This window comes from Microcoleus sp. B13-B6, from assembly GCF_036705405.1.
Taxonomy (GTDB): domain Bacteria; phylum Cyanobacteriota; class Cyanobacteriia; order Cyanobacteriales; family Microcoleaceae; genus Microcoleus.
Map to the genome: position 1 here is coordinate 1 of NZ_JAUBUJ010000075.1, position 23,200 is coordinate 23,200.

26 protein-coding genes, 1 tRNA gene and 1 pseudogene are annotated in these 23,200 nt (G+C 46.0%); 14 read left to right on the forward strand and 14 right to left on the reverse strand.

The window, feature by feature from the left end; translation table 11 throughout:
* Positions 1 to 363: 363 nt before the first annotated feature.
* The 4 genes from QUB35_RS26840 (at position 364) to xth (ending at position 3,572) form a co-directional block, all read left to right on the forward strand.
* Positions 364 to 1,794: an ATP-binding protein gene (locus tag QUB35_RS26840; RefSeq protein WP_333144695.1), complete on the forward strand. Its 1,431-nt coding sequence runs from the start codon at positions 364 to 366 to the stop codon at positions 1,792 to 1,794.
* 64 nt (positions 1,795 to 1,858) lie between these two features.
* Complete coding sequence (locus QUB35_RS26845; protein WP_333144696.1) at positions 1,859 to 2,269, forward strand: HEPN domain-containing protein; 411 nt, start codon at positions 1,859 to 1,861, stop codon at positions 2,267 to 2,269.
* Positions 2,248 to 2,637 (forward strand): hypothetical protein, encoded by a 390-nt coding sequence (locus QUB35_RS26850; protein ID WP_333144697.1) that lies wholly within the window; start codon positions 2,248 to 2,250, stop codon positions 2,635 to 2,637. Before QUB35_RS26845 ends, QUB35_RS26850 begins: the two co-directional genes overlap by 22 nt.
* 149 nt (positions 2,638 to 2,786) lie before the next feature.
* Positions 2,787 to 3,572: an exodeoxyribonuclease III gene (gene xth, locus QUB35_RS26855; protein WP_333144698.1), complete on the forward strand. Its 786-nt coding sequence runs from the start codon at positions 2,787 to 2,789 to the stop codon at positions 3,570 to 3,572.
* A gap of 16 nt (positions 3,573 to 3,588) precedes the next feature.
* On the opposite strand, the gene QUB35_RS26860 is transcribed toward xth, so the two are convergent.
* A complete protein-coding gene (locus QUB35_RS26860) occupies positions 3,589 to 3,762 on the reverse strand; it encodes a hypothetical protein (protein ID WP_333144699.1) in 174 nt (57 codons plus the stop codon).
* A 56-nt stretch (positions 3,763 to 3,818) separates the two neighbouring features.
* On the opposite strand from QUB35_RS26860, the gene QUB35_RS26865 reads away from it, so the two are divergent.
* Complete coding sequence (locus QUB35_RS26865; RefSeq protein WP_333144700.1) at positions 3,819 to 4,694, forward strand: SDR family oxidoreductase; 876 nt, start codon at positions 3,819 to 3,821, stop codon at positions 4,692 to 4,694.
* Positions 4,695 to 4,769: 75 nt separating this feature from the next.
* Here the strand turns inward: QUB35_RS26865 and QUB35_RS26870 are convergent, their stop codons facing one another.
* Positions 4,770 to 5,891 carry an EAL domain-containing protein gene (locus QUB35_RS26870; protein ID WP_333144701.1) on the reverse strand — a complete coding sequence of 374 codons (1,122 nt, stop codon included), beginning with the start codon at positions 5,889 to 5,891 and terminating at the stop codon, positions 4,770 to 4,772.
* 618 nt (positions 5,892 to 6,509) lie between these two features.
* A tRNA-Pro gene (locus QUB35_RS26875) sits at positions 6,510 to 6,583 on the reverse strand.
* Between the two features lie 91 nt (positions 6,584 to 6,674).
* Here QUB35_RS26875 and lipA point away from each other — a divergent pair.
* The 3 genes and pseudogenes from lipA to QUB35_RS26890 form a co-directional block, all read left to right on the forward strand.
* Positions 6,675 to 7,550: pseudogene (lipA, locus tag QUB35_RS26880) on the forward strand (lipoyl synthase); the annotation flags it as partial.
* 991 nt (positions 7,551 to 8,541) lie between these two features.
* Positions 8,542 to 9,807, forward strand: coding sequence for an RNA polymerase sigma factor SigC (gene sigC / locus QUB35_RS26885; RefSeq protein ID WP_333144702.1), 1,266 nt, complete (start codon positions 8,542 to 8,544; stop codon positions 9,805 to 9,807).
* 480 nt (positions 9,808 to 10,287) lie between these two features.
* Positions 10,288 to 10,815: a transcriptional repressor gene (locus QUB35_RS26890; RefSeq protein WP_333144703.1), complete on the forward strand. Its 528-nt coding sequence runs from the start codon at positions 10,288 to 10,290 to the stop codon at positions 10,813 to 10,815.
* 177 nt (positions 10,816 to 10,992) lie between these two features.
* On the opposite strand, the gene QUB35_RS26895 is transcribed toward QUB35_RS26890, so the two are convergent.
* The 3 genes from QUB35_RS26895 to QUB35_RS26905 all read right to left on the reverse strand — a co-directional run bounded on the left by QUB35_RS26895 (position 10,993) and on the right by QUB35_RS26905 (position 14,318).
* Positions 10,993 to 12,573 carry a peptidoglycan-binding protein gene (locus QUB35_RS26895; protein ID WP_333144704.1) on the reverse strand — a complete coding sequence of 527 codons (1,581 nt, stop codon included), beginning with the start codon at positions 12,571 to 12,573 and terminating at the stop codon, positions 10,993 to 10,995.
* Positions 12,574 to 13,229: 656 nt separating this feature from the next.
* A complete protein-coding gene (locus QUB35_RS26900) occupies positions 13,230 to 13,406 on the reverse strand; it encodes a hypothetical protein (protein WP_242724391.1) in 177 nt (58 codons plus the stop codon).
* A gap of 450 nt (positions 13,407 to 13,856) precedes the next feature.
* Positions 13,857 to 14,318 (reverse strand): SH3 domain-containing protein, encoded by a 462-nt coding sequence (locus QUB35_RS26905; RefSeq protein WP_333144705.1) that lies wholly within the window; start codon positions 14,316 to 14,318, stop codon positions 13,857 to 13,859.
* On the opposite strand from QUB35_RS26905, the gene QUB35_RS26910 reads away from it, so the two are divergent.
* Positions 14,293 to 14,433 (forward strand): hypothetical protein, encoded by a 141-nt coding sequence (locus QUB35_RS26910; RefSeq protein ID WP_333144730.1) that lies wholly within the window; start codon positions 14,293 to 14,295, stop codon positions 14,431 to 14,433. The two genes, QUB35_RS26905 and QUB35_RS26910, sit on opposite strands and share 26 nt — an antisense overlap.
* 84 nt (positions 14,434 to 14,517) lie before the next feature.
* On the opposite strand, the gene QUB35_RS26915 is transcribed toward QUB35_RS26910, so the two are convergent.
* The 7 genes from QUB35_RS26915 to rpmH all read right to left on the reverse strand — a co-directional run bounded on the left by QUB35_RS26915 (position 14,518) and on the right by rpmH (position 19,553).
* Positions 14,518 to 16,026 carry an AAA family ATPase gene (locus QUB35_RS26915; protein WP_333144706.1) on the reverse strand — a complete coding sequence of 503 codons (1,509 nt, stop codon included), beginning with the start codon at positions 16,024 to 16,026 and terminating at the stop codon, positions 14,518 to 14,520.
* Between the two features lie 129 nt (positions 16,027 to 16,155).
* A complete protein-coding gene (locus QUB35_RS26920) occupies positions 16,156 to 16,668 on the reverse strand; it encodes a YceD family protein (protein WP_333144707.1) in 513 nt (170 codons plus the stop codon).
* Positions 16,669 to 16,766: 98 nt separating this feature from the next.
* Entirely contained in the window at positions 16,767 to 17,240 is a 474-nt protein-coding gene (locus QUB35_RS26925) for a R3H domain-containing nucleic acid-binding protein (protein WP_333144708.1), read from the reverse strand.
* A gap of 11 nt (positions 17,241 to 17,251) precedes the next feature.
* The gene (gene yidC / locus QUB35_RS26930) at positions 17,252 to 18,400 is read right to left on the reverse strand and encodes a membrane protein insertase YidC (RefSeq protein ID WP_333144709.1); all 1,149 of its coding nucleotides are present in this window, start codon (positions 18,398 to 18,400) and stop codon (positions 17,252 to 17,254) included.
* A gap of 204 nt (positions 18,401 to 18,604) precedes the next feature.
* Positions 18,605 to 18,997 (reverse strand): PH domain-containing protein, encoded by a 393-nt coding sequence (locus tag QUB35_RS26935; protein WP_333057957.1) that lies wholly within the window; start codon positions 18,995 to 18,997, stop codon positions 18,605 to 18,607.
* Positions 18,969 to 19,373, reverse strand: a complete 405-nt coding sequence (rnpA, locus tag QUB35_RS26940) for a ribonuclease P protein component (protein WP_333144710.1) — start codon at positions 19,371 to 19,373, stop codon at positions 18,969 to 18,971. Before rnpA ends, QUB35_RS26935 begins: the two co-directional genes overlap by 29 nt.
* A 42-nt stretch (positions 19,374 to 19,415) precedes the next feature.
* Positions 19,416 to 19,553, reverse strand: a complete 138-nt coding sequence (gene rpmH, locus QUB35_RS26945) for a 50S ribosomal protein L34 (protein ID WP_015174196.1) — start codon at positions 19,551 to 19,553, stop codon at positions 19,416 to 19,418.
* 292 nt (positions 19,554 to 19,845) lie between these two features.
* Between rpmH and QUB35_RS26950 the strand changes: the two genes are divergently transcribed.
* Both QUB35_RS26950 and QUB35_RS26955 read left to right on the forward strand, forming a co-directional pair.
* On the forward strand, positions 19,846 to 20,253 hold the full coding sequence (locus QUB35_RS26950) for a type II toxin-antitoxin system HicB family antitoxin (RefSeq protein ID WP_333144711.1): 408 nt from the start codon (positions 19,846 to 19,848) through the stop codon (positions 20,251 to 20,253).
* The gene (locus QUB35_RS26955) at positions 20,250 to 20,672 is read left to right on the forward strand and encodes a type II toxin-antitoxin system VapC family toxin (protein WP_333144712.1); all 423 of its coding nucleotides are present in this window, start codon (positions 20,250 to 20,252) and stop codon (positions 20,670 to 20,672) included. Before QUB35_RS26950 ends, QUB35_RS26955 begins: the two co-directional genes overlap by 4 nt.
* On the opposite strand, the gene QUB35_RS26960 is transcribed toward QUB35_RS26955, so the two are convergent.
* The gene (locus tag QUB35_RS26960; protein WP_333144713.1) at positions 20,661 to 21,200 is read right to left on the reverse strand and encodes a hypothetical protein; all 540 of its coding nucleotides are present in this window, start codon (positions 21,198 to 21,200) and stop codon (positions 20,661 to 20,663) included. The two genes, QUB35_RS26955 and QUB35_RS26960, sit on opposite strands and share 12 nt — an antisense overlap.
* Between QUB35_RS26960 and QUB35_RS26965 the strand changes: the two genes are divergently transcribed.
* The 3 genes from QUB35_RS26965 to QUB35_RS26975 all read left to right on the forward strand — a co-directional run bounded on the left by QUB35_RS26965 (position 21,180) and on the right by QUB35_RS26975 (position 22,939).
* On the forward strand, positions 21,180 to 21,842 hold the full coding sequence (locus tag QUB35_RS26965; RefSeq protein ID WP_333144714.1) for a class I SAM-dependent methyltransferase: 663 nt from the start codon (positions 21,180 to 21,182) through the stop codon (positions 21,840 to 21,842). The genes QUB35_RS26960 and QUB35_RS26965 overlap by 21 nt on opposite strands.
* Before the next feature lie 131 nt (positions 21,843 to 21,973).
* Positions 21,974 to 22,105: a DUF433 domain-containing protein gene (locus QUB35_RS26970; RefSeq protein ID WP_333144715.1), complete on the forward strand. Its 132-nt coding sequence runs from the start codon at positions 21,974 to 21,976 to the stop codon at positions 22,103 to 22,105.
* 123 nt (positions 22,106 to 22,228) lie between these two features.
* Positions 22,229 to 22,939, forward strand: coding sequence for a M15 family metallopeptidase (locus tag QUB35_RS26975; protein ID WP_333144716.1), 711 nt, complete (start codon positions 22,229 to 22,231; stop codon positions 22,937 to 22,939).
* The last annotated feature ends 261 nt before the right edge of the window (positions 22,940 to 23,200 follow it).

A 23,200-nucleotide genomic window follows, 5' to 3' on the forward strand; every position in this document is an offset into this window, starting at 1 on the left:
GGTGGCTGTGGGCTTTTTCATTCCTTTATTTTACCAGATGCCGCCACTTAAGTTTTTTTGACCTGAATCCTTACGAAGTATTTTCATTACGATCTTCAGAGGATGATTTTATTTTCCCCATATTACTGTTAATTTTCCTGCTTTAAATAATAAAGTTGACGGACGAGAATGTTTAGACTCAAAAATTAATACCTTTTGATATGATATCATCTAACTTTATTTTATTTAACTAGCAAATAGTATACTTTAGTAGCCATTTTTACCTCAAAACATATTGAATTAAGTAGGATTTAGTTGCTAAAGTATCAAACAGTAGGATAGAGTAGGAAAATCATAGGCAAAACCCCACCCCCTACTCGATATATGGACGTTCAAGAAGTTTTAGAATGCGCTGACAATCTTGTATTCACCAAAACGCAAAAACACCTAGACCATCTTCAAGAAGCTATATTGCGCGGTACTTGGCAACGCCAGAAATACCCTGAAATTGCCAAAAGCTGCCACCGTAGCGAAGCTCATGTCAAAAAAGTAGCCTCAAAATTATGGAAGCTTTTATCAGAAACATTAGGTGAAGACATCAATCAATCTAACTTTCGCCCAACTGTAGAGAGATGGCAATTCTCGAATTTCTCCATTACTGGGAATGGCTGTGTGCAGATAGGTAAAGTCTCCACAGATGGTTCCCTCTCTTTCACAGTCCCCGAACCAACACATAAAAACGAGGATATATCAAATAAACCAACAGAAAACGCTAAACTTACAGTATCTCAAGACTTATCCGACGCACCAGAACCCAACCTATTCTATAACCGCACATCCGAACTCACCACCCTCAACCAGTGGATTTTGGAAAACCGCACCCGCCTCATCACCATATACGGCTTATCCGGTATTGGCAAAACCGCCCTGACTCTCCAACTCATCGCACAAATTCAACACGAATTCGATCGCATCATCTGGCGAAGTCTCCGCAACTCTCCACCCCTCGCATCACTCCAAACCGACTTAATTAAATCCTGTAGGGGCGGTGCCCCCGTGCCCGCCCCCTCCGTGCCCGCCCCCTATCCAGAAGAAAGGGCAACCACGGGGGGATTGCCCCTACTAGAATATTTACGATCGCACCGCTGTCTGATCATCCTCGATGATATCCAAACCATTTTCAGCAGCCAACAACTCGCAGGAAACTACCAACCTGGATATGAAAATTACGGCGCATTCTTCAAACAAATAACAGAATCATCCCACAACAGTTGCTTAATCCTCCTGAGTTGGGAAAAACCCAGAGAAATCGCCGCCTTAGAAGGCGAAAACCGCCCCTGCAAATCTCTGCAACTCAACGGTTTAGGCCCCGAAGCACAAGAAATATTCAGAGAAAAAGGGTTAGCAGAACCGGAGAAATGGTCAGAACTGATCGACCTTTACCGAGGCAATCCATCCTGGTTAAATATAGTTGCCACATTGATTCAAGACTTATTCGGCGGTAGCGTTTCCGAATTCCTCTCCTATGATACCCTATTCTTAGGAGACTTAGAATCACTCCTGCACCAGCATTTCGATCGCCTAACCGCATCCGAACAACAGGCGATCGCATGGCTAGCCAATACCCCCGAACCTGCCGACATCTCAAAAATACCAGAAAACCTGCAACTATCACCGCCAGAACTCTTGAAAGTCATGCAATCTTTAGGACGACGGTCATTAGTTGAAACAGTAAAACACAACGGGCGATCGCACTTTACGATCGGGCCAGTAATCAGAGAGTATATAATCAACAAAACCCGAAACAAAAACTGATAAATTTATCGCTCTGCTAAACTAGAGCTAAGATAGTAAAAATTTATGGAGGTATGCTAAACTTTTGAATAGGCAAGATTTACAGAACCTAGCACTCACTCGACTTGAAGAAGTAGAAGTGCTGCTCGACAATCATAAATACTCAGGTGCTTACTACCTCAGCGGTTATGTCATTGAATGCGCTTTAAAGGCTTGCATTGCCAAGCAAACTCAGGAATTTGATTTTCCTGACAAGAAAACTGTTATGGACAGTTACACCCACGATTTGGAAAAGCTGGTTAAAGTTGCGAAACTTGATACAGAATTCAAGACTCTTCTAAAAGATCCTAATTTTTCATCTCGATGGTTAGAGGTCAGAGATTGGTCAGAAGAAAGCCGTTACCAAAAATATAACCGACAAAAAGCCCTGGATATTTACTCAGCAATTACTGACCCAAATCACGGAGTTTTACAATGGCTACAGCAACATTGGTAAGTTACGAAATAGAAGAAGGTCAAAGACTAATAGATGCTCTGAATGCAGCAAATCTATCAGTTGATTCTGCTCTCTGGAACTACGCACCAGGGCCAGAAACATGGCGGCTGATGCTCACCTCACCTCTGCACGATCGCGAAGGCTCACTGAAAACTTATGGGGAAATTCTATCAGTCTTTCGCCAAGTTAAACCAGAATTGAAAATCGATTGGACAGCACTTGTAGCAGTCAGCCCAAAACATGAATTAATTGAAGGCTTACGTCAGTTACAGCAAGATTGGAATTTAGACTTATCAGGCAGAAGACTCACAAATAATCGGGTTAATCAGACGTGGGTCGAAGATGCTTACATTTATCAAATCAAGTGAGTTGACCCGGCAAAAAATAGCTTAAAATAGGTGCGATCGCTTTTATTATTAGTCCGCGCAGGCGGACTTTGTATGTGTAGTAGCGGTTTCAACCGCCGAGTCATCCGAATTTGGGTTTCCCCCACATCACCGTTAGGATTACTATATTAATGAAAATCGCCACCTGGAACGTCAACTCAATCCGCACCCGCATAGAACACGTTACTAGCTGGTTGCAAACAAACTCCCCAGACGTTCTCTGCCTCCAAGAAACCAAAGTTACAGACAAAGACTTCCCCCTAGAACCCTTCACCAACCTCGGCTACAACTGCTACATTTCCGGTCAAAAATCCTACAACGGCGTCGCCATTCTCAGCCGATCGCCCCTAACGCAAATCAGCACCGGATTTGCCCCCCTTCTCGGCGACGAAACCACAGATATTTTTGACGAACAAAAACGCCTAATAGCCGGAACGATCGACGATATTTGCATTATTTGCGTATACGTTCCCAACGGTTCCGAAGTCGGCAGCGAGAAATATGAGTACAAACTAAAGTGGCTCAAACTGCTGCAAGAATACCTCAAAATAGCACTAGATAAATCCCCCAAATTGTGTATTTGCGGCGACTTCAACATCGTCCCGGACGATCGAGATATCCACAATCCCAAAGCCAATGCTAACTCCGTCGGCTTGTCTGTCGCCGAGCGCCTCGCGCTAAAAGAAATCATAGAATTAGGATTAAACGACCCCTTTCGCAAATTCACATCAGAAGGCGGCCATTATAGCTGGTGGGACTACCGCGCCGCCGCATTTCCACGCAACAACGGCTGGAGAATCGACCACCATTATCTCAGCCCTCCCCTGTACGAACAAGCAAAAAACTGTACAATAGACATTGCTCCCAGAAAATTAATCAAACCCAGCGACCATGCCCCCGTAATTGTCGAAATTTGATTTATAAGTTATAAGGTTAGTAACAATTGACATCTTGCCCCATTCTCAATAAGCCTTGGATGGGCGGACAGGATGCCCACACCACAATAAAATTAACTCTTTGTGGAACAGGCATCTTGCCTGTTCTTAAGGGGCAGGATGCCCAACCCCTACTCCCCACAATAAAACTCACTATTTGTGGAACAGGCATCTTGCCTGTTCTTGAGAAATGTGCAATATGTAAGTAACAACCAACCACAAAAAATCATGTTCTTAGTAACCGGAGCAACAGGCGCACTAGGCCGCCGAATTGTACGAGAAATCAGACAGCAAGAAAAGCCTGTCCGCGCATTCGTTCGCCTCGCATCTCGCTACTCAGAACTAGAAAACCGAGGCGCCGAGATTTTTATCGGCGACTTAAAACAAGACAAAGATATTAAAAAAGCCTGCCAAGGAGTGCAATACATTATCAGCACCCACGGCACCGGCGGCGACGTTCAAGCAGTACACTACCGCGCTAACATAGAATTAATCGACTGCGCCAAAGAAGCCGGAGTGCAGCACTTTGTCTTTATTTCTGTACTGGGAGTCGATCGAGGATACGAAGATTCCGCAGTATTCAAAGCCAAGCGAGAAGTTGAAAAATACCTGCAAAACAGCGGATTGAATTATACAATCTTGCGGCCTGCCGGTTTTGCTTCCAGCTTGTTACCGCTAGCAGAAAGATTTCGAGAAACCGGACTTTACCTGCTGATTGGCGACGGCAAAAACCGCACCTCTGTTGTCAGTACCGATGACTTAGCAAAGATTGCCGCAGACTCGGCAACAGTCGAAGGCGCACGCAACCAAATTCTGCGAGTCGGTGGCCCGGATGTGCTGACAAGGGATGACATTCCCTGCATTTTTGCACGCTTATTCAAGCGCGAACCGATAGTAATCAACCCGCCGCTGATGGTGTTTGACGGTTTGAGAAATGCGTTGGGTTTATTGAATCCTCAAGCTCAAAAAGACTTAGGAACTTTGCGGGTATTGCTGGGTAACGAGTATTTCTGCACTCCCGAAGAAGTGCAAAACTTGGAATCAATCTACGGCATGAGAATGGAATCCTTAGAAATGTTTCTGCGGCGCAATTTAAGCGTTTAAAGTGCTAGTAATTCTCGTTCCCAGGCAGAGCCTGGGGACGAGCAAATGTAGCGCCAAATCGCAAATGGAAACCACCTAAGCAGAAATAGGTACTGGTTCAGCACCAATATAACTCGTAACTGCGATCGGCGGCGAAGTCGGCTTAGCAATCAAATAACCTTGAACAAAAGTTGCTCCCCGTTCCCGCACCCACTCAAACTCCTCCAAAGTTTCCACACCTTCAGCAACAGTTTTAATTTCTAATTGAGCGGCAATTTCTAACATCTTTTCAGTAATTAGGGCCTTATAATAATCTTGATCGACGTTGCGAATCAATTGCATATCCAACTTAATAAAATCTGGACGCAGTTGGTGCATCAAATTTAAATTAGAAGAACCGCTGCCAAAATCGTCCAGGGCAATTAAAAATCCCGCCTCTCGGTAAAACCTCAGAATATTAATCAAGTGATCGATATCAGGAGGGTGCTGAGATTCCGCTACTTCAAAAACAATATTGCTGTGAGGAATTCCAGATTCATCAATAGCCTGTACTGTTCTTCGCAGGCACGTAGCGGGATCGTAAACTGAAGTCGGAGAAAAATTAATAAAAAGTAGTTCTTTGATATCGTAAACATGGGCTTCGCGGATAGCGCGAGTCCGGGCTAAAACATCTAGTTGAAAAATTAGGCCGGCTGATTCTGCTTGGGCAAAAATCCGACCCGGATAAATTAAGTTTCCTTGCTCGTCAATTCCTCGGAGCAGGGCTTCGTGGGCAAAAATTTTAGAAGTATCTGAGGTATAAACAATGGGCTGAAAATGTGTAGTAATGCGTTCTTCGGACAATAAATCTAACAGCCAATCAGAGTTACTCAAATTAATAAAACTGTCTAAGGAAGTGCTGCGATAAAAATCGCTAAGTTTTGGCTGTTCAACTTCGCGCATCCACAAAACTTTTGTCTCTTTCAACTCTTGAGTTGTCAGCACCGATGATGCTAGGGCGTTAAACTTTTCTTTGGCTATTCCCTCAAGCATAACGTACAAACACTTGCTCTCTTCTAAAAGCTTGAATTCAAGTTTAGCCTTAGTCAGTGCCGAAATAACCTTGGTCAGGGTGTGCGATACTGGAAACCACAGGTATAGACCTCCCCTGCCCTCTATTTTTTCGGGTACTGTTTCGCAGCGAGAGCAGGAGCCGAAGGCTTTGCCACTTATTTGCATTGGAATATCCTCCGGTTTTCGGGTTAATTTTAGACCCGCTAAGAATTAGCTTTTATTATAAGCTCATTCACCTATTAATTCATCTATCTCAAGATGTAAATCTTAATGAACTTGTATTTAAGAATTATTGCAGTATTTATACTTGCCTCCGGTTTCAAACCTTGGTCAAAGTTCTCAGCATTGAGCAAGTACCTGTGATTAAACACAGTCCCAAATCATCACAGAGGGAGAAGGCAAAGACTTGTTCTCTAGTCTCTACTGCTGCTCTGATTGTTTACGTTTTATTCTATAATTCCCTCTGCCAAAACAGTGGCTACAGTTGATTTTTTAGCAAAGGGGAATTAACACGCCCATGAAGCGCAGCTATCCCGTAGGGAATCGCCCGATCGACTAATTTATGCGTACCAGAAATATACACACCCGGATGATCGCCCAAAACAAACTCACTTGCTGGGGCATATCCAATCTAATTTTATAATCGGGATGACAGGATTTGAAGCAGTTTTGGAGATACTCAGCTACTTAGAAGAGTCGGACTGAGCGAAGGATGAGCGGAAAGTGGAATATTCTAGAGGGTAATAAATCTGAAACTCGTTACCCGTGAAGAGTTAAAAGCAATCGGGATGACAGGATTTGAACCTGCGACCCCCTCGTCCCGAACGAGGTGCGCTACCAAGCTGCGCTACATCCCGAAATTAGTCACTAGATTTTAAGCTTATCACATTCAAGTAAAAATTTAGCAACCTCGTATATAATTATTTGTAAAACACTACTCAGGCGGAGACAGACGTGACAGTTAAGCCCCAGTGGTTGCGAGTTAAAGCCCCCCAGTGGGAGCGCGTCGGCAACGTCAAAGAAATTTTGCGGGATTTATCCCTGAATACGGTTTGCGAGGAGGCGTCGTGTCCGAACATCGGCGAATGCTTCAACGCAGGTACTGCGACTTTTTTGATTATGGGCCCGGCTTGTACCCGCGCCTGTCCTTACTGCGACATCGATTTTGAGAAAAAGCCCCAACCTTTAGATCCCACAGAACCCCAAAGATTGGCCCAAGCAGTGCAGCGGCTCAAACTCAACCACGTCGTGATTACCTCTGTCAACCGGGACGATTTGCCGGATGGGGGCGCGTCTGTGTTTGTCGAGTGCATTCAAGCAGTGCGATCGGCGATGCCCGATACAACTATAGAAGTTTTGATTCCCGACTTGTGCGGCAACTGGCAGGCTTTAGAAATTATTCTCGCAGCCCGGCCAGAGGTACTCAACCACAATACCGAAACCGTAAAGCGACTTTACCGCAAGGTGCGGCCGCAAGGAAAGTACGATCGCACCTTGGAACTATTGCAGCGAAGCCGCGAACTCGCACCAGGGGTTTACACCAAATCCGGCATCATGGTGGGACTCGGAGAAACAGACACCGAAATTCGGGAGGCGATGCAGGACTTACGGGCTGTCGGCTGCGATATTTTAACAGTTGGACAGTACCTGCAACCGACTCAAAAGCACTTGAACGTCGAAAACTTTGTGCCTCCAGAACAGTTTGATGCTTGGAGAAAGTTTGGCGAATCTTTGGGATTTTTGCAAGTTGTCGCTTCTCCCTTAACTCGCAGTTCCTATCACGCCGAACAGGTGAGGGAACTGATGAAACTTTACCCACGCTAGCAATTTTAATTTGAGTTGACTCGCGCCCATTGGTGACAAGTTAAGACTTAACTGCATTTGTCAATCAGTAATATTACTCAAAAAAACTGCTTTTTTAGGAGTGGAAAATTTACGATTTGAGAGGGAGTAAGTATAAATATCATGGGAGGCATGATTCCTCGATCGCCCATATCTCAGTTTTATGCCCAAAATCCGAGTAAATGTTGAGCATAATTGCTGATTGACAATGCTTTCTTAGCTTAACTTGTTACCAATGACTCGCGCCCGTTAGCGAAGCCCTCGAAGAGGATCGCACCATTCTCACTACAACCAGATCAACCGGGTAACACCGAGGAAAAACTTGCGCTTGATATGCAGGCCCTGGGCAAAAAACCCGGTTTCAGATGCGGATGTTCTGGGCGTGATGTTAACCCGGAAGCAGCCGCCAATAGCAAAACAATTATCGGTCGATCGCCAGCTCAAACTCATGACTTACGCAAAAGACATCGAGAAACCCGGTTTTTGCGTCAGCCAATAACTCGGTACTGGGGACTCTAGCAACTCTGAAACCCATATTCTGTAATGGATTAAACTTCCGCGCTCACTGCAGCGTATTTAATCAAGAGCGCCGAGTTATATAAAGTTTTATTAAAAAAATGGCGAATTTTCCGAAGTGATCGGGAACCAGCTTATTGGTGATGAAGATTAACTTAACTTCTGACTAACGTCACTTGTTTCTAGCCAGTAACTATCTATACTAGCTACATAAACAAAGAAGTAAAGCACACTTTTCGGGCCTTCAACCTGTTACATCAGAAAGTTCTTAGCGTTTTCCAGAATCTTGGTAAAACAAGTGGGGCAGCAAAAGTTCGATCGAACAACAGCAGAAAAGTCAGAAAAGTTACTAAAGAAACACAAAGCGGTGATGCTTCGTCTTAACCAAATGGGCATCTTAATTATAAATAACCGCTAAGCGTAGCATCTTTTCACCGGAGCCACTGAGAAAATCACTATGCCAGCCACCTCTTTTTACGCTGAAGCTGAATTCGACGAACAACTGCAAGTCAATCCCTTGCAAGGTGATGTGTTGGATGAAGATGCTGAAGAAGCTGGAGACGAACTGCTCGACCAAGACCCAGCAGAGACAGAAGATGCAGACCCAGCAGCCAAATTGCAAAAAAATGCCAGCCGTCGCACTACAGATTTAGTGCGCCTGTACCTCCAAGAAATAGGTCGGGTTCGTCTCTTGGGTAGAGACGAAGAAGTCTCGGAAGCTCAAAAAGTTCAGCGCTATATCAAATTGCTGGAATTACGTAACACCGTCGCCTCCCAGGAAGAAGGACTAATTGGGCGCTTCGTGCATTTAATAGAAGTGCGCGATCGGTTATCCGCACAGTTGGGACATAAACCTTCCCTGGAACGCTGGGCATTAACCGCCGGTGTCGGTGACGTGCCAGAACTCAAGCGAATTATGTCCGAAGGCAAGCGCCAGTGGGCCGAGTTAGCCGAGATGACGGTGGAGGCGATCGAAAGAATTCAAGCTGAAGGCATCGAAGCTAAAGACCACATGATTAAGGCGAACCTGCGCCTAGTGGTTTCGGTGGCGAAAAAATATCAAAATCGCGGTTTAGAATTGCTCGACTTAATACAAGAAGGTACTCTGGGACTGGAGCGAGCTGTAGAAAAGTTTGACCCGACGCGGGGCTATCGGTTTAGCACCTATGCCTACTGGTGGATTCGGCAGGGAATTACGCGGGCTATCGCCACTCAAAGCCGCACCATTCGCCTCCCCGTCCACATCACCGAAAAACTTAACAAAATCAAAAAAGCCCAGCGCAAAATTTCTCAAGAAAAAGGTCGGACAGCTACGATCGAAGACATCGCTGTCGAGTTGGACATGACAGCGCCCCAAGTCCGAGAAGTTTTGCTGCGAGTTCCCCGTTCTGTTTCTTTGGAAACTAAAGTGGGCAACGAAAAAGATACAGAGTTGGGCGACTTGCTCGAAACCGACAGCATCTCCCCAGAAGAAATGCTGATGCGAGAAGCTTTGCACCGCGACTTGCAGCAACTGCTGGCAGATTTGACCAGCCGCGAGCGAGATGTAATTCTGATGCGCTTTGGTTTGGGTGACGGACACCCCTATTCGCTGGCAGAAATCGGTCGCGCCCTCGACTTGTCCCGCGAACGAGTGCGTCAAATTGAAGCCAAAGCTTTGCAAAAACTCCGCCAACCTAAGCGTCGCAACCGCGTCCGCGACTATCTGGAGTCTTTGACTTAAATTGGGACGGTCAGTCAGCGCGATTAATCAGGGATCAAGGCATTTGGCACTTGTGCAGAAGGCATGAGGCATTCGGCAGAAGTAACAATATTTACTTCTAAACAACTTCTCTGTCCTCTGCAGCAAGTCAATCGATTTTAGATTTTAGATTTTAGATTTTAGATTTTAGATTTTAGATTGAAGTATTGACTTGCGCGAGATGAATCCGGGGGCTTGTATCCTGGATGCTTTCATATCGTTTCCGGTTGTATCGGAATGATTTAACCGCAGAGGGCGCAGAGAACGCAGAGGGAGAGAATACAGAGAGGAATAATTCCGATGCTACCGGATTTGATATCAGTCATAAAGCTGGTTACAAGTCAAAAAATATCAAAAACCAAATTTTTTCCTCAATCTTTTTTCAATAAGCTGCGATATTTGCAAAATATCTCGATCGTTGTGTATTATTGTCAATAGGCAGACTTTCTTGAGAGGGTCACTATGGCACTTTATACCGCGTCCTCATTCAAATCCGAACTCAATGACAAAGGCTGGCGGATGACTCCCCAACGGGAAACCATCTTGCACGTGTTTCAGAACCTCCCCAAAGGCAATCACCTGAGTGCGGAGGATTTGTACACTTTGTTAAAAAATCGCGGCGAAAACATTAGCTTGTCCACCATTTACCGAACTTTAAAGTTAATGGCAAGGATGAGCCTCCTCCGCGAACTCGAATTAGCAGAAGGTCACAAACACTATGAAATAAACCAGCCTTACCCGCATCACCACCACCACCTAGTCTGCGTTCAGTGCAACAGAACGATCGAATTTAACAACGATTCGATTTTGAAAATTGGCATGAAGCAAGCTGAAAAGTCTGGGTTGCACCTGCTAGACTGCCAGCTAACCATTCATACGGTGTGCCACGAAGCTTTGCGGATGGGATGGCCGTCTTTGGTTTCCAGCAATTGGTCTTGTCCGAGGTCGATCGCCCAGAACGGCAGCAGCGCCCCGGATTTAATCGAGTGACATTACACTATTTTCGCATTTCAAGTACGACTTGTTACAAGTTTTAACAAAAATCGGTAGCCCAAGTGCGATCAGAGTTACGCAGAAACCGGGTTTCTTAAGAAAAATACATCATTTCAGGAATGAGTCGGAAACAAGAAACCCGATTTCTTTGATGTAGCGTCCGCAAGCCTGGGGCTAAAAAGTTTGGCTCAACAAATCGTCGCTGCTAACCCCGTAACTGCGCTGAGCTCGATCGAGGGCATCTCTCGTCGAAGTATCCAAAACTCCGCTGATCGAGCCTGTGTAAAAGCCGAGGTCTTGCAGCCGCCTTTGTAATTGCTGAATGCTCGATCGAGAGTTCAAACTGCTGCTAATTGGAACAGCAGGAACAGCTAGCCGCCCAGCTAATCCGTTTTGGAGCGCAGCCCAAGTCGCCGGAGTGGCAATACCCGTCGCCGGTGACAAATTGCGTTCCTGCTGAAACGACAGCACCGCAAACTCAGTCTCGGCTCCAAATACTCCGTTCACCGGGCCGGGGTTTTTGCCCAGACTTCTGAGCGCAGACTGAAGCTGTCGGACAGCAGGCCCAGTATCGCCCCGTCGCAGACCAGCGGCGATTTGCTGCGGCACAGGCGCTGCGGCCTGCCTGTTGCCTTGCCGCAAAGCCGATCGAGTGCTGCGATCGACCCTTCCAGTCCCGAACAGCCCGCTATCTCTCTGAAAGCGGATCAAAGCTGCCTGAGTTGGTCGATCGAACCAACCGTGAATCTGGCTCCTGTAATAACCCAATTCTTGCAGCCGCCGCTGCACAAATTCTACTTGTCGGCCTCTGTCGCCCAACTCCAGAAAATCTCCGGCATTACTCTGTTGCTCATCTTCCTCAGTCCATGAGGTAATTTGAGCTTGCCTCATCTGGGCATCGATAGCAGTCAAAGTAGCAGTGTCAGCGCAGCCGTCAGAAACCAGATTGTAATCTTGCTGAAAACGAGTCACAGCGTAGAGAGTGCGTTCGCGAAACTTGCCGTCAACGCCGCCTTCAAAATAGCCCAAAGCTTTTAATTGCCGCTGGATCAAGTCTACCGTCGCCCCTCTGTCCCCGAACCGCAGCCCCTTGCAACCGCCATTCCCTGAAATATCCCCTGGAAGCGTAACGGGGGGAACTGGCCGGGTGGAACCAAACAGCAAAGCTAAAGTTTGCCTATCGGCAATTCCAGTTACCCGCAGTCGATTTATTCGCTGGAAGTATCTAACCGCATTTTGAGTAACTTCGCGAAAACTCCCTGTTGGACGCGCGTTGAAGTAGCCTAGCTGCTGCAACCTGCGCTGGAGTGCGGAAACATCTGCACCCGCGTCTCCAAAACGCAGCTCCCGATAATTTGTATAAATAGTATTAAAAGGTCGATCGTCATCCCCGGCAAAACTGTTGAGTGCGATCACAGTAGCTCGATCGGGCCTACCAGTCAGCGACAGTTGATAGTCTCGCTGAAAGTTAGTCAGCGCCTGTTTTGTTACCGGGCCGAGTTGACCTGTCGATGATCTGGGAAAATAACCGAGTTCCCGCAACCTGTCTTGAACAGAGCGCAAATTTGGATATCCCGGATCTATTTGAGCAAAAGCCGAACCGGCTGCACTCAAAACCGACAGCATCAAAGCCAGAGACAGCAAACGGACGTAAGTCTGACTCGATAGGTTTTGCCACTTGGGCTCATCAAAAATTTTCGACTCTGCGGGTGCTTCGCAAACAAGAGCAAGTTCGAGGTAAGCAAGAGATTCCATAATTTTTTAGTGTGAAATTGTGGGTGGATTGTGTGAGCAAACTGCCAAAAATCATTTTTAGCACGCTTGGCTTGGATTCTATCAACGCTAAGTTCTACTTGGAAAGCGCGAAGCACCCGTTTTTCTAAAAAATTTACAGTCAAAAATAATTACAGGTAACAACCAAGATAGCATCGCTGCTTCTAGAGACGCGAGACTAAACAAAAAAGTTTGCAGGCATAGTCTTAGCCTTTAAGGCCAAAAGACAATAAGTTCTGGGGTAGTGCTGGCTAATATTTTATCTGGGGGCCGCAGAAATTACCACAAGACTTGCGGGCCGGTTCTTATCACCTTAATTGGTTGTCGGGTAAAGAGCCTGAAATCGCAGGTTTTTTGTTAAGAAACGCGGCTTCTTCATGTGGCGAGTGCGTCTGGGAAAGTACCGCTGATTAACGAAAAAACTAGCCACTAAAAATCCCCACTTTTGCTAGTTGCAAATAGAACGGGGATTTTTTGATAAGCTCACATCTTGCATCATTCTTAAGAACAGGCAAGATGCCTGTTCCACAAAGAGTGAATTTTCTTGTGGAATAGGCTTCTTGCCTGTTCATAAAAAGCTTATTGAGAATGGTGTAACATCTCGTAAGTTGACTGTGTATTAAAAAATCGACGCTCGCTTAAATTAAGCCGAACCGATCGCAAATTACAGCTACTCCCGCTGCAAAAATAGTAATTGCGATGGCTACTAGCGGGTTTTGGCCTCTGCTCACCGCAAAAGAGGTAACGACCCCAGCTCCCAAAGCTGCAGTAACAGCAGCAGTCGCCAAATCTCGATCGGGACGTTTGTCGTACATATTTTTTATTGTTGGTAGCTGTTAAGCTGAAAACTTACATCTTGTTATCCAAGCTACCATTCTTGCCTCTGCGCCAGTGACAACAGCCTGGGTTTTGCAACTAACCTTAAAATTTTGCTAATTTTCTTAACATACTCTCCTGAAAAACATAAGTTTTACTTATGTTTGTTCAAGTTTTTCTGTTGACTTTTAGCTATTGAAACCTTTTGTCTGCTGGGCTTTTATGTCAAATTCAGGATTTTGCAGGGGGCGATCGCACCCGCAGTCTGTGCGCCTCAAACTGCAATCTCAAATATCGTAAATAAATTTAACTTGACTTTTTGTGATAAATGTGTAAATCGCTATTTGGGCAACAATAGACAGGAAAAAAACCGGCGTTGGTGAACAATTTTCACACTGCCATTCCTTCGCTGCCGTCACAATCAGAGGAGTATATTTTTTGTCTAAATCCTATTCGCCCTCAATTCTTTCAGTATTGCCGCCTTTGACCCAACCTTCGCGATCGCCATCCTCAATCCGAATTCGCTGCCACTCTTTGTCGGGCGACTCTTCCAAAACTACGACTCTTTCCTTGTAACCAACACCGCCAATGCGGTTCGAGTCTCGGCTACCAGTATCCCGGAGAATTAAGCCGATCGGCTGAGTCACCAGAGCTCGGTAAGCTCCCGGTTCCAGCGGTTTCGGAGACGGGGCATCGCTAGATGTAGAAACAGGGCTAGCCTGGGCTGTTGACTTCGGCGCAGCGCCCGCAACCTGAGCTGGTGTTTTGTCGTTGGAAAAAACTGGTTTTTCGGGGATAGTAGTTAGCTTAGCGGCAAAGTAAAGTGCAGCAGCCACGCTAGCACCTGCCATCAGGACGATCGCGAGCAGAAAACCCACTAAAAATTTGAAAACGCTATATACAGTGTTCATAAAACCGCAAATGAAGGAAGAGGGAAGTTCGGCAACGGATTCTGTAACGGATGTAACGGATGTAACGGATGTCAGGCAGAAGGCAGAAGGCAGAGGGAAGAAAGTTGACTGTTGAGTGTTGACTGCTGAATGTTGAGTAAAATCTGGTAACTGCCAACTGACAACTGGCTACTAACTACTGACTACTGACTTCAAAAGGTTAACCTTGAATCCGGCGGCTCAAACTGCCGTATCTAGAAGCAAGGCGAGCTTTCCCAGCCGCGGCCCAATCTTGGAGAAACTGGATTTGCTCTTGAGCCGTTCTGGCTAAGGGCACCATCTGACTAGCTGATTCTAAAATATCATCCGTGGTAAAGTCTCGATTTTGGCTAAAGCCAATGTGCATTGCTTCAATCAAAGTTTGCTCGATTTCGGCCCCTGAAAAATCGGGAGTTTCGTAAGCCAAGCGCTCTAAATCGTAATTTTTGATGCTGTGCGATCGCAACCGCAACAAATGTACCTCAAAAATCGCCCGCCGTTCCTCCTGGCTGGGCAAACCCACAAAAAATATTTCGTCAAACCTGCCTTTTCTCAGCATTTCTGGCGGCAAAGACTGGATGTTGTTGGCTGTTGCGACTACAAACACCGGCGAAGTTTTTTCGGCCAACCAAGTAATAAATGTCCCGAACACCCGGCTGGTTGTCCCGGAATCCCCTTTACCGTCTAATCCCGCAAAAGCTTTGTCAATCTCGTCAATCCACAGCACGCAGGGGGCCAAAGCTTCGGCTAGCTGAATCATTTGCCTGGTGCGGGATTCCGATTCTCCGACTAATCCGGCAAACAAGCGCCCGACATCCAACCGCAGCAAAGGCAAATGCCAGTGGTGGGCGATCGCCTTTGCTGTTAAGGATTTTCCGGTTCCTTGAATTCCGACTAACAACAAACCTCTGGGATGCGGCAAACCGTATTGGCGAGCTCGATCGGAAAAAGCACCGCCGCGCCGCAGCAGCCATTCTTTGAGATTGTCCAAACCGCCGATATCGGATATATTTTCGCGGGCTGGGTAAAAATCCAGAATTTGAGTTTGGCGAATTGTTTGGCGCTTTTCTTCTAAAATCAGTTCCGCGTCGTCGGAATGGAGTTCGCCTCTGGTGGCGATCGCCTTTGCCAAAACTCGGCGGATTCGTTCGATCGACAACCCTTGGCAGGAGCGCACTGTTTCGTCCAGCAAACGCCCTTCAATGGCTTGTCCGGTAGCCCCTAATAGCCTTTCTACCTCAACTTTGATTTCCGCCGCCGCAGGCAGGGGAAATTCCAAAACTGTCATCACTTCGCTGAGGTCTTCCGGGATCGAAATTAAAGGAGATATGATGACAATATTTTTGGGCACAGATTTGAGGAGTCTCGCCAAATTCCGCAGCTTGCGGGAAATCGAGACATCTTCCAAAAACCGCTGAAAGTCGCGCAGAATAAAAATTGCCGGCGCAGTGGCGGGTAATTTTTCGAGAAATTCCAAAGCTTGCAGCGGGTTGCGCTTGCCAAAACCTGTATCGTTGGGATTGCCTTGGTAGCCATCAACAAAATCCCAGATGTAGACGGCGCGAGAACCTTGTTTTTTGGCACTTTGGGCGATCGCCGCTTCTACGCGCTCTTCTTCCCGTGTGGGAATGTAAATTAGGGGGTAGCGCGATCGCAGCAGTAGTTCAAACTCGTCGCTAAAAATAGTCATTAGTCAGTTGTCAGTGGTTAGTTGTTAGTTGTTAGTTGTCAGTGGTTATTTGTTATTTGTTCTTTGTTCTTTGTTATTTCTTATTAGCTAATGCCAACTGCCCACTGCCAACTGCCCACTGCCAACTGACTAAGGCAATTGCCGTTTAAGTGCTTCCAGAGACGCCCAGCGACTGTCTGAGACTGTTTCGGTGCTTTCTGTATTTGCATCATCAGTTAAAGAAATTCCCGGACATTCAGTATCGCATATCTGTTTGTGCGGCAGTTCCAAACACATTTGCTCGTACACCCAATCGCCCGGAGAGAAATAGCCGCCTGGGGACAAATTTTCCACCAAATCTTCTAAAGCAACTTCTATTTCTGCTGAACTTGAATCTGTTTGATTTGCTGTTTCTTCTAGCCAGATTAGTTCTGATGAGTTGAGTGCCAAACGATGATTGTATTGTTTCAAGCATCTGTGGCAGGTGAGAGTAACAATTGTTTCTGCTTTTGCCTTCACCTCAAGATAATTCCCTTGGTGACTCACTTGCAGTCGCCCTCGCACCGGAGTAAGAGTTTCTAAATCGGGGATAAATTCTTCAAAATCAATGACCTCTTTCCGCTCAGTTTTTGTGAGTAGATGAGGGATATAAATTGTCTCCATAATCTTTCGCCTTCCTAATTCTTGAATTCAAAGGTCAAAAGGAATAGTTAATTTTTTAACTTCTTCCTTCTTCCTTCTTCCTTCTTCCTTCTTTAGCGTCAGCGCAGCCGCACTACCAAACGCCGATCGGGTTCTTGTCCTTGACTGTAAGTTTCTATATCCTCACATTCGCTCAAAAAGCTGTGGACTTGACGGCGTTCTGCCGAAGACAGCGATTTTATTTCAACTTCAACTCCCGTCGATCGGGCTTGATCTGCTGCGTACTCTGCCATCGATCGCAATTCCTCTTGGCGGCGGATGCGATAGCCATTTAGTTCAACTGTATAAGGAATTGACTCCTCTACTTCCTGACCTATATTCTGAACCGTGTTGCAGAGGTACTGAATGGCATCTATTACATTACCGTTTTGCCCGACTAAGATTGCAACTTGTTCGGGAGTCAGATTGCTTTCATCTATTGTCATCCAATAGCAATCTTTTTGTTGTTCGCATACCACTTTTGAAGGAATTGCGGACAGTTGTAGCAATTCTTCTAACCATGCCTGTCCGCGCTGCATTTGAGAGTCTTTCATTGTTGTTAAAATCAAGCCTTTTTCTTAGAACGCTTGGGCTCAAATGGAAGTGCATCTAATCCTTGTTCTTTTTGGGTTTTTGCCTCTGCTTCGTCCACTATTTTTTGCAGGTTTTCCGGCAGCGGTTCTCGCGACAAAATGAACGATTGAACTGTTTGGAAGATGTTAGCAATCAGCATATACATCAACACGCCGGCGGGCAGCGGGAAGAACAAAAACATCCCTGAAAATATGACTGGCGTCAGTTTGTTGACTGTAGCCTGTTGGGGGTTGTCGTTTGGTCCTTGTGCTTGTCCTGAAAGGATTTGGTTGATATACAAACTGATGCCGAAGCCCAGGATCATTACCAAAATATCCCAGTGGATTGTACCGTCTGAGTCGATCGCGCCAACGCGACCTAGAGCTTCAATAAACAGGAATCCTTTGTTACTAGCCAATCCGGGGATTGTGCCTTGAACTGTGGCTTCACCGGGCGCTAATGCCGTGATGTTGCCCTGTTCATCTACCTTGACAGTTTCTTCGCCTTTGATGACTTTCCAGCCCGGTTCAAAGTCGATTTCGCTTTTATTTTCTGCCGCTAAAACTTTGAGAGGTTTGCCCTCTGGGGTTTGAAAATTAATCTTGGTTGTGTCGCCGACTGCGAGTTTGTCGCCGCCTGGAATTACACCCACAACAGGAGCATGAAAAGTACCTGTGACGTAAATATTTTGTGGCGGTGTAGCAAAAGCTTGCGGTTGAACATTTTCGATTTGTTCTTTCGGCAAAACTTGAACGTTGACGCTGTAATTTATGTCAGAAAACGGCGAACCCCTGAGCGTTGCAAACAGTGCAAACAGCACTGGCATTTGCAGCACCAACGGGAAGCATCCTGCTAGAGGATTACCAAATTCTTTGTATACTTTGCTCATTTCCTCCTGCTGTTTTGCAGGATTGTCTTTATAGAGTTTTTGAATTTGATCTACTCGCTCTTTCATCAATGGCTGCGCTACTTTCATGCGCCGCATATTGCGAAGAGAGCCTGCATTGAGAGGATAAAGAGCAAAGCGAATCACAAGCGTCAGAGCTACGATCGCTAAACCGTAGCTTGGCACGATCCCGTAGAAAAAATCTAGGATCGGGAGCATGAGGTTGTTGGAGAGAAACGAGATACCGAAATCCATTCGCTTTGAGTTAATTTAGGTGCTCTATGTTTGCTGTTGAGAACTATTTTTACCCGCTTAACGCGAGCCGCCTCAATTTTTAGGGTTTTGTCTCTATCTTAGGACATTGCCCGTCGATCGACCGCCCGGTCTGCGGGTTTGTTTTAATGAGTTTGCCAATACTCGCACTGAATTGGGCCTCTAATCAGGGTGAAAGCGGTTCGGTTATTTAGCTTGGGCCGCGTTTGCTTTTTGAGCTGCTGCGGGCAGTTTTTCGTTAATGTAGTCATACATTGCTCGAAATTTCGGCATAGCTCTGAGTTCCAAGCGGCTGCCATTTTTCATGGTGAGCACCATGTCTCCGTAAGTCCCGAAACCGCGAGGTACTGTGACGATTTTGACTATATCTGAGTAGATAACGTCTGTCTGTTCGCCCCCCATCCAACCGCTAGTTACGGACACTCGGCGGCTCGTGATCCGATACCGCAGCCACAGAGCCCGGACAATTGCTCCTACTGCTAGGGGGATTCCCACCACAGTCAGCCCCAGGAGTAAATTGAGGATCAAGTCTCCGGGCGCGGGGCCGCCTTCATAATATACTTCCTCTCGAATTCCCATCTAGTACCTCGGCTTCTACCAACAACTGCTCTAATTCTTGCAGAATTTCTGCATAATTGCACTCTTGTGCGATCGGACGCACGACAATTACTAAATCCCACCCGAATTTTAATCGGGGCAATAGCTGTCGCAAAGCTGCCCGAATCTGACGCTTAATCCGGTTGCGGACTACAGCGCGTTTGCTGACTTTCAGGCTGATGGAAATGCCTGTGCGAGTGGGCTGCAAGGATTTTTCGGCTGTCGGTTTCGCAAATTCGGCGCTTTTTGGTTTACGCAGAGCTCTTAAGCTGAAATGGGCCGAGTTACGGCGGATTCCCTTGCGGTATACGGCGCTGAAGTCTTTTCGGTGCTTAAGTCGGTTTGTATCGGGCAACATGGCGTAGGGCGATCGTTGAGGCCTCTCAACCTTGATGCAGTGCTAGACTGCGAGGCGGTGGCGACCTTTGCTGCGGCGAGCTTTGATTACCAATCGACCGGTTACGGTACGCATTCTGGCGCGAAAACCGGATGTTCTTTTTCTTTTGCGGCTGGTTCCGTGCAGGGTTTGCTGTGTCATTTTGATTTCTCCCGGCTTGTTACTTTACTTTTGATTAATATTCACAATCTTCTAGTATACCATAGAAGGGTTTTCTTGGCAATAATATTTTTCACGGTTGAGATGTAATCAGAGTAAGAGTGAAGTTGCGATCGCAGCCTTGAATGATTGGTAAAGGCTAGAATCCCGCAGGCTTTAAGTGCGGTGGCCTTCTGAACTGCTGACATCTATTGAAAGCCTTGCGAAAAGAATTAATTGGATGTTTGAAAAACAATGGGTTAAAATGCCAAATATAACCAACCAGAAAAAACAGATGAATGCCACAGTATTAACCCCGAATCCGAATCCTTTAACCCAATTAACTTATCAAGTTCTAATTGAAAAGCACGATGAAGACCTCTACAGCGCAATAGTTTGGGAATTGCCAGAGTGCAGAAGCTCAGGATCTACTAAAGAAGAAGCTTTAAAAATTTTGCACCGATTGTTGACCGAGCGTCTAAAAAAAGTCGAAATAGTCTCTCTGACAGTAGACATTCCCCAAACTGAAAATCCTTTAATGAAGTGGGCAGGAGCCTTTAAAAACGATCCGCACTTTGATGAGATGCTAGAAGATATTGCAGAACTGCGCCGCGACAGGAATGTACAAATGGCAGAATATTACGATCGACTCGATGAAGCAGAAGCCACCAATAAAATTGAGGTGGAGGAAACAGCTAAGTGACTTTGTGGATATTTGATACAGACCCTGCCACACTTTTTCAGCAGGGGAATCCACAAATAGTGCAGCGTGTCAGGGCAGTTAATCCAAAAGATATTGCCATTACGATCGTTACATTTGAAGAGCAAATGTATGGACGACTTAACCGTATCAGACGAGCGACATCAGGGGAGGAAATAATATTAGCTTATGCAAGTCTGCGAAAAACCATTAACTATCTGACCGAATTTGAATTGCTTGACTTCGATCTAGATGCTGAAAATTATTATAAGGAATTTTTGCGGCAAAAAATCCGCGTTGGCACGCAAGATTTACGGATTGCCGCGATCGCACTTGCAAAAAGCGGTATTCTACTTACCCGGAATCGCCGAGATTTTGAAAGAATCCCTGGATTGAGGTTTGAAGACTGGTCAGTGCAATGATTGGGATATGCGATCGAGCATGATGTAGTTGTTGAAAAAAGTTCGATGGAGTTCACCATGATTCGACCAACCACACCCAATGACACCGCCGCGCCGATGACCCTGGCAGACGCCACCGGCCTGTTCGAGCCGAACCAACTCGATGAAGTTGGCGAAATGTTGGCTGACTAATTCGGTGACAACAGCGGCAGCCATCGCTTTTGGATCGCAGACGACGCCAGAGTGTCTCAGCCAAATGTGGCGATCGCGCGTGTCTCTCTCCCGGCGGACTAGGCCTCTTTCTTCCCGATCGATCGCGCCTGTCAGCCTCCCGCCTACCTCTTGCAGTTTGTCGCCAATGCTGGAAGTCGGCAAACCGTCTTCTTGCCACAAGCCCAAAGGGTGCAAGTCGGTTTTTTGGCGATCGAATGCTACGCTAAAAGCGGGAATCCGCCCTCTGCCGGATATGTTAACAATTCTTATTGTTCTTAAACTAGAAAGAGTAAATCTAGTTCGCGATCGGAATTTATGTTGCTTCCACCCGACCAACGCACCAAGTTAGACGACACCGACGACAATTTGTTCTATTCCAATCCCCGGTTTGTGACTCACGTAGACGATGGATTTATTCAGCAACTCACCGATTTATATCGGGAACGGCTGAAACCGAATACTCGGATTTTTGATATGATGAGCAGTTGGGTTTCTCACTTGCCCGACGAGATGCAATTTGCCCATGTTGAAGGGCACGGCATGAATGAAGACGAGTTGGCAAAAAATCGCAGACTGAATCATTATTTTGTGCAGAATTTGAACGCAAATCCCAAATTGCCACTGCCGGATGCAGAGTTTGACGCGGTTGTCAACTGCGTTTCGGTACAGTATTTGCAGCACCCGGATGCGGTTTTTGCCGAGATTCACCGGATTTTAAAGCCTGGTGGCGTAGCAATTATGAGCTTTTCCAACCGGATGTTTTATCAAAAGGCGATCGCGGCTTGGCGGGAAGGTTCGGAGGGCGATCGGGTAGAATTAGTCAAGGGTTACTTTGATTCCGTCAAAGGAGCGAATATACCCGGATTTAGCAAGCCGGAAGTAATTGTTCGCAAGCCTAACTTGCCGAGTTTTATGCAAATGCTGCGAATACCAAGCGGCGATCCATTTTATGCGGTAGTTGCTTACCGCCAAAGTTAGGATTTTTGGGTCGTAAGGACTTTAGGTGGAGATTGAAAGCACTAAAGTCCTTACTACAAACCGATCGAAAGCTACGCTCTGTAGGTTAGGATATATTTAATATTTGCTCCTAAAATATGGAAAACCCGCTTTTGCAGCGCATCACACTCGCTCCAAATATTTGTCACGGAAAACCCTGTATTCGCCGTCTCGGATATCCAGTAGAGTTAATTCTTGAATTACTCAGTTCTGGTATGAATGCTAAAGGAATTATAGATGATTAGGACGATTTAGAACATGAGGATATTCTAGCTGCTTTGCTATTTGTCGCGCGGCTGAATCAAGTGAAAAGCATATACCGAGTATTGTAGTTCATCAGTAATAATAAACTAGGGTAACACCTTGATATGAAACCATATCACCAAATAGCGATCGACGAATGCGGCGAACCTTTAGTCCCAATTCCAACAGAACATTTTGTCTTTGAAATGCCGCACCCTTATCAAAAGTTGGGTGCACCCTATCACAATAGCAAAGCAGATTCGCCTTACTATCTGCGGCAAGGAGTTGTAGATAGTTTAATCGCCGCTCAAACCCAGCTACAGCAAAATTATCCAAATTGGAAAATTCTGATATTTGACGCTTATCGGCCGGTGGAAGTCCAGCAATTTATGGTAGATTATACTTTTAATCAAATTGCCCTAGCTCAAGGCTGCGAATTTCCGGTTTCCGAAGACAAACGTCAAGTGATTATAGAACACGTATATCAATTTTGGGCAGTACCGAGCCTCGATCGCGCGACGCCTCCCCCTCACAGTACAGGTGCAGCTTTAGATATAACTTTAGTGGATGAAAATAATCGGCAAATTGATATGGGTTCTCCGATTGATGAAATATCAGAACGTTCTTATCCCGATTATTTTGGTAAGAGCAAGGAGCCGCAAAAACAGGAATATCACCGCCGCCGGAAAATATTAAAAGATGCGATGATAGGTGCGGGTTTTCAGCAACATCCTAACGAATGGTGGCATTTTTGTCTGGGCGATCAGATGTGGGCTTGGTTGACAAATCAAAACAATAATGGTAGTCAATTTTTGGCCCGATACGGTCGCTATTAAAAGGGTACGCAATTAAATCGGGACTGGCGCACTCACAACCTTAAGAAAGGGGTTTTGTGACAAAAAACCTCAGCTTTTAACTGCTTCCTGTGGCAATAAACCTGGTTTCTGACACTCTGTGCCTCCAGGAATATAAAAGTTTGAGCAAAATAAATCATTTGTATCAGGATACACGGCAACTATTGCCAGCGGGGTAGCGGTGGTTTAAAATCAACGAGAGCGAACAAGTGCAGGCAAATCAAGCCAGCACTGCAAACCCTA

What these genes read in the sequence shown, in the direction of transcription:
- QUB35_RS26950 (WP_333144711.1), top strand. Translation starts at nt 19,846, where the DNA reads ATGAATGCCACAGTATTAACCCCGAATCCGAATCCTTTAACCCAATTA.
- yidC (WP_333144709.1), bottom strand. Translation starts at nt 18,400, where the DNA reads ATGGATTTCGGTATCTCGTTTCTCTCCAACAACCTCATGCTCCCGATC.
- QUB35_RS26895 (WP_333144704.1), bottom strand. Translation starts at nt 12,573, where the DNA reads ATGGAATCTCTTGCTTACCTCGAACTTGCTCTTGTTTGCGAAGCACCC.
- sigC (WP_333144702.1), top strand. Translation starts at nt 8,542, where the DNA reads ATGCCAGCCACCTCTTTTTACGCTGAAGCTGAATTCGACGAACAACTG.
- QUB35_RS26900 (WP_242724391.1), bottom strand. Translation starts at nt 13,406, where the DNA reads ATGTACGACAAACGTCCCGATCGAGATTTGGCGACTGCTGCTGTTACT.
- xth (WP_333144698.1), top strand. Translation starts at nt 2,787, where the DNA reads ATGAAAATCGCCACCTGGAACGTCAACTCAATCCGCACCCGCATAGAA.
- QUB35_RS26905 (WP_333144705.1), bottom strand. Translation starts at nt 14,318, where the DNA reads ATGAACACTGTATATAGCGTTTTCAAATTTTTAGTGGGTTTTCTGCTC.
- QUB35_RS26925 (WP_333144708.1), bottom strand. Translation starts at nt 17,240, where the DNA reads ATGAAAGACTCTCAAATGCAGCGCGGACAGGCATGGTTAGAAGAATTG.
- QUB35_RS26865 (WP_333144700.1), top strand. Translation starts at nt 3,819, where the DNA reads ATGTTCTTAGTAACCGGAGCAACAGGCGCACTAGGCCGCCGAATTGTA.
- QUB35_RS26890 (WP_333144703.1), top strand. Translation starts at nt 10,288, where the DNA reads ATGGCACTTTATACCGCGTCCTCATTCAAATCCGAACTCAATGACAAA.
- QUB35_RS26860 (WP_333144699.1), bottom strand. Translation starts at nt 3,762, where the DNA reads ATGCCTGTTCCACAAATAGTGAGTTTTATTGTGGGGAGTAGGGGTTGG.
- rnpA (WP_333144710.1), bottom strand. Translation starts at nt 19,373, where the DNA reads ATGTTGCCCGATACAAACCGACTTAAGCACCGAAAAGACTTCAGCGCC.
- QUB35_RS26850 (WP_333144697.1), top strand. Translation starts at nt 2,248, where the DNA reads ATGGCTACAGCAACATTGGTAAGTTACGAAATAGAAGAAGGTCAAAGA.
- QUB35_RS26935 (WP_333057957.1), bottom strand. Translation starts at nt 18,997, where the DNA reads ATGGGAATTCGAGAGGAAGTATATTATGAAGGCGGCCCCGCGCCCGGA.
- QUB35_RS26870 (WP_333144701.1), bottom strand. Translation starts at nt 5,891, where the DNA reads ATGCAAATAAGTGGCAAAGCCTTCGGCTCCTGCTCTCGCTGCGAAACA.
- QUB35_RS26840 (WP_333144695.1), top strand. Translation starts at nt 364, where the DNA reads ATGGACGTTCAAGAAGTTTTAGAATGCGCTGACAATCTTGTATTCACC.
- rpmH (WP_015174196.1), bottom strand. Translation starts at nt 19,553, where the DNA reads ATGACACAGCAAACCCTGCACGGAACCAGCCGCAAAAGAAAAAGAACA.
- QUB35_RS26975 (WP_333144716.1), top strand. Translation starts at nt 22,229, where the DNA reads ATGAAACCATATCACCAAATAGCGATCGACGAATGCGGCGAACCTTTA.
- QUB35_RS26965 (WP_333144714.1), top strand. Translation starts at nt 21,180, where the DNA reads ATGTTGCTTCCACCCGACCAACGCACCAAGTTAGACGACACCGACGAC.
- QUB35_RS26920 (WP_333144707.1), bottom strand. Translation starts at nt 16,668, where the DNA reads ATGGAGACAATTTATATCCCTCATCTACTCACAAAAACTGAGCGGAAA.
- QUB35_RS26915 (WP_333144706.1), bottom strand. Translation starts at nt 16,026, where the DNA reads ATGACTATTTTTAGCGACGAGTTTGAACTACTGCTGCGATCGCGCTAC.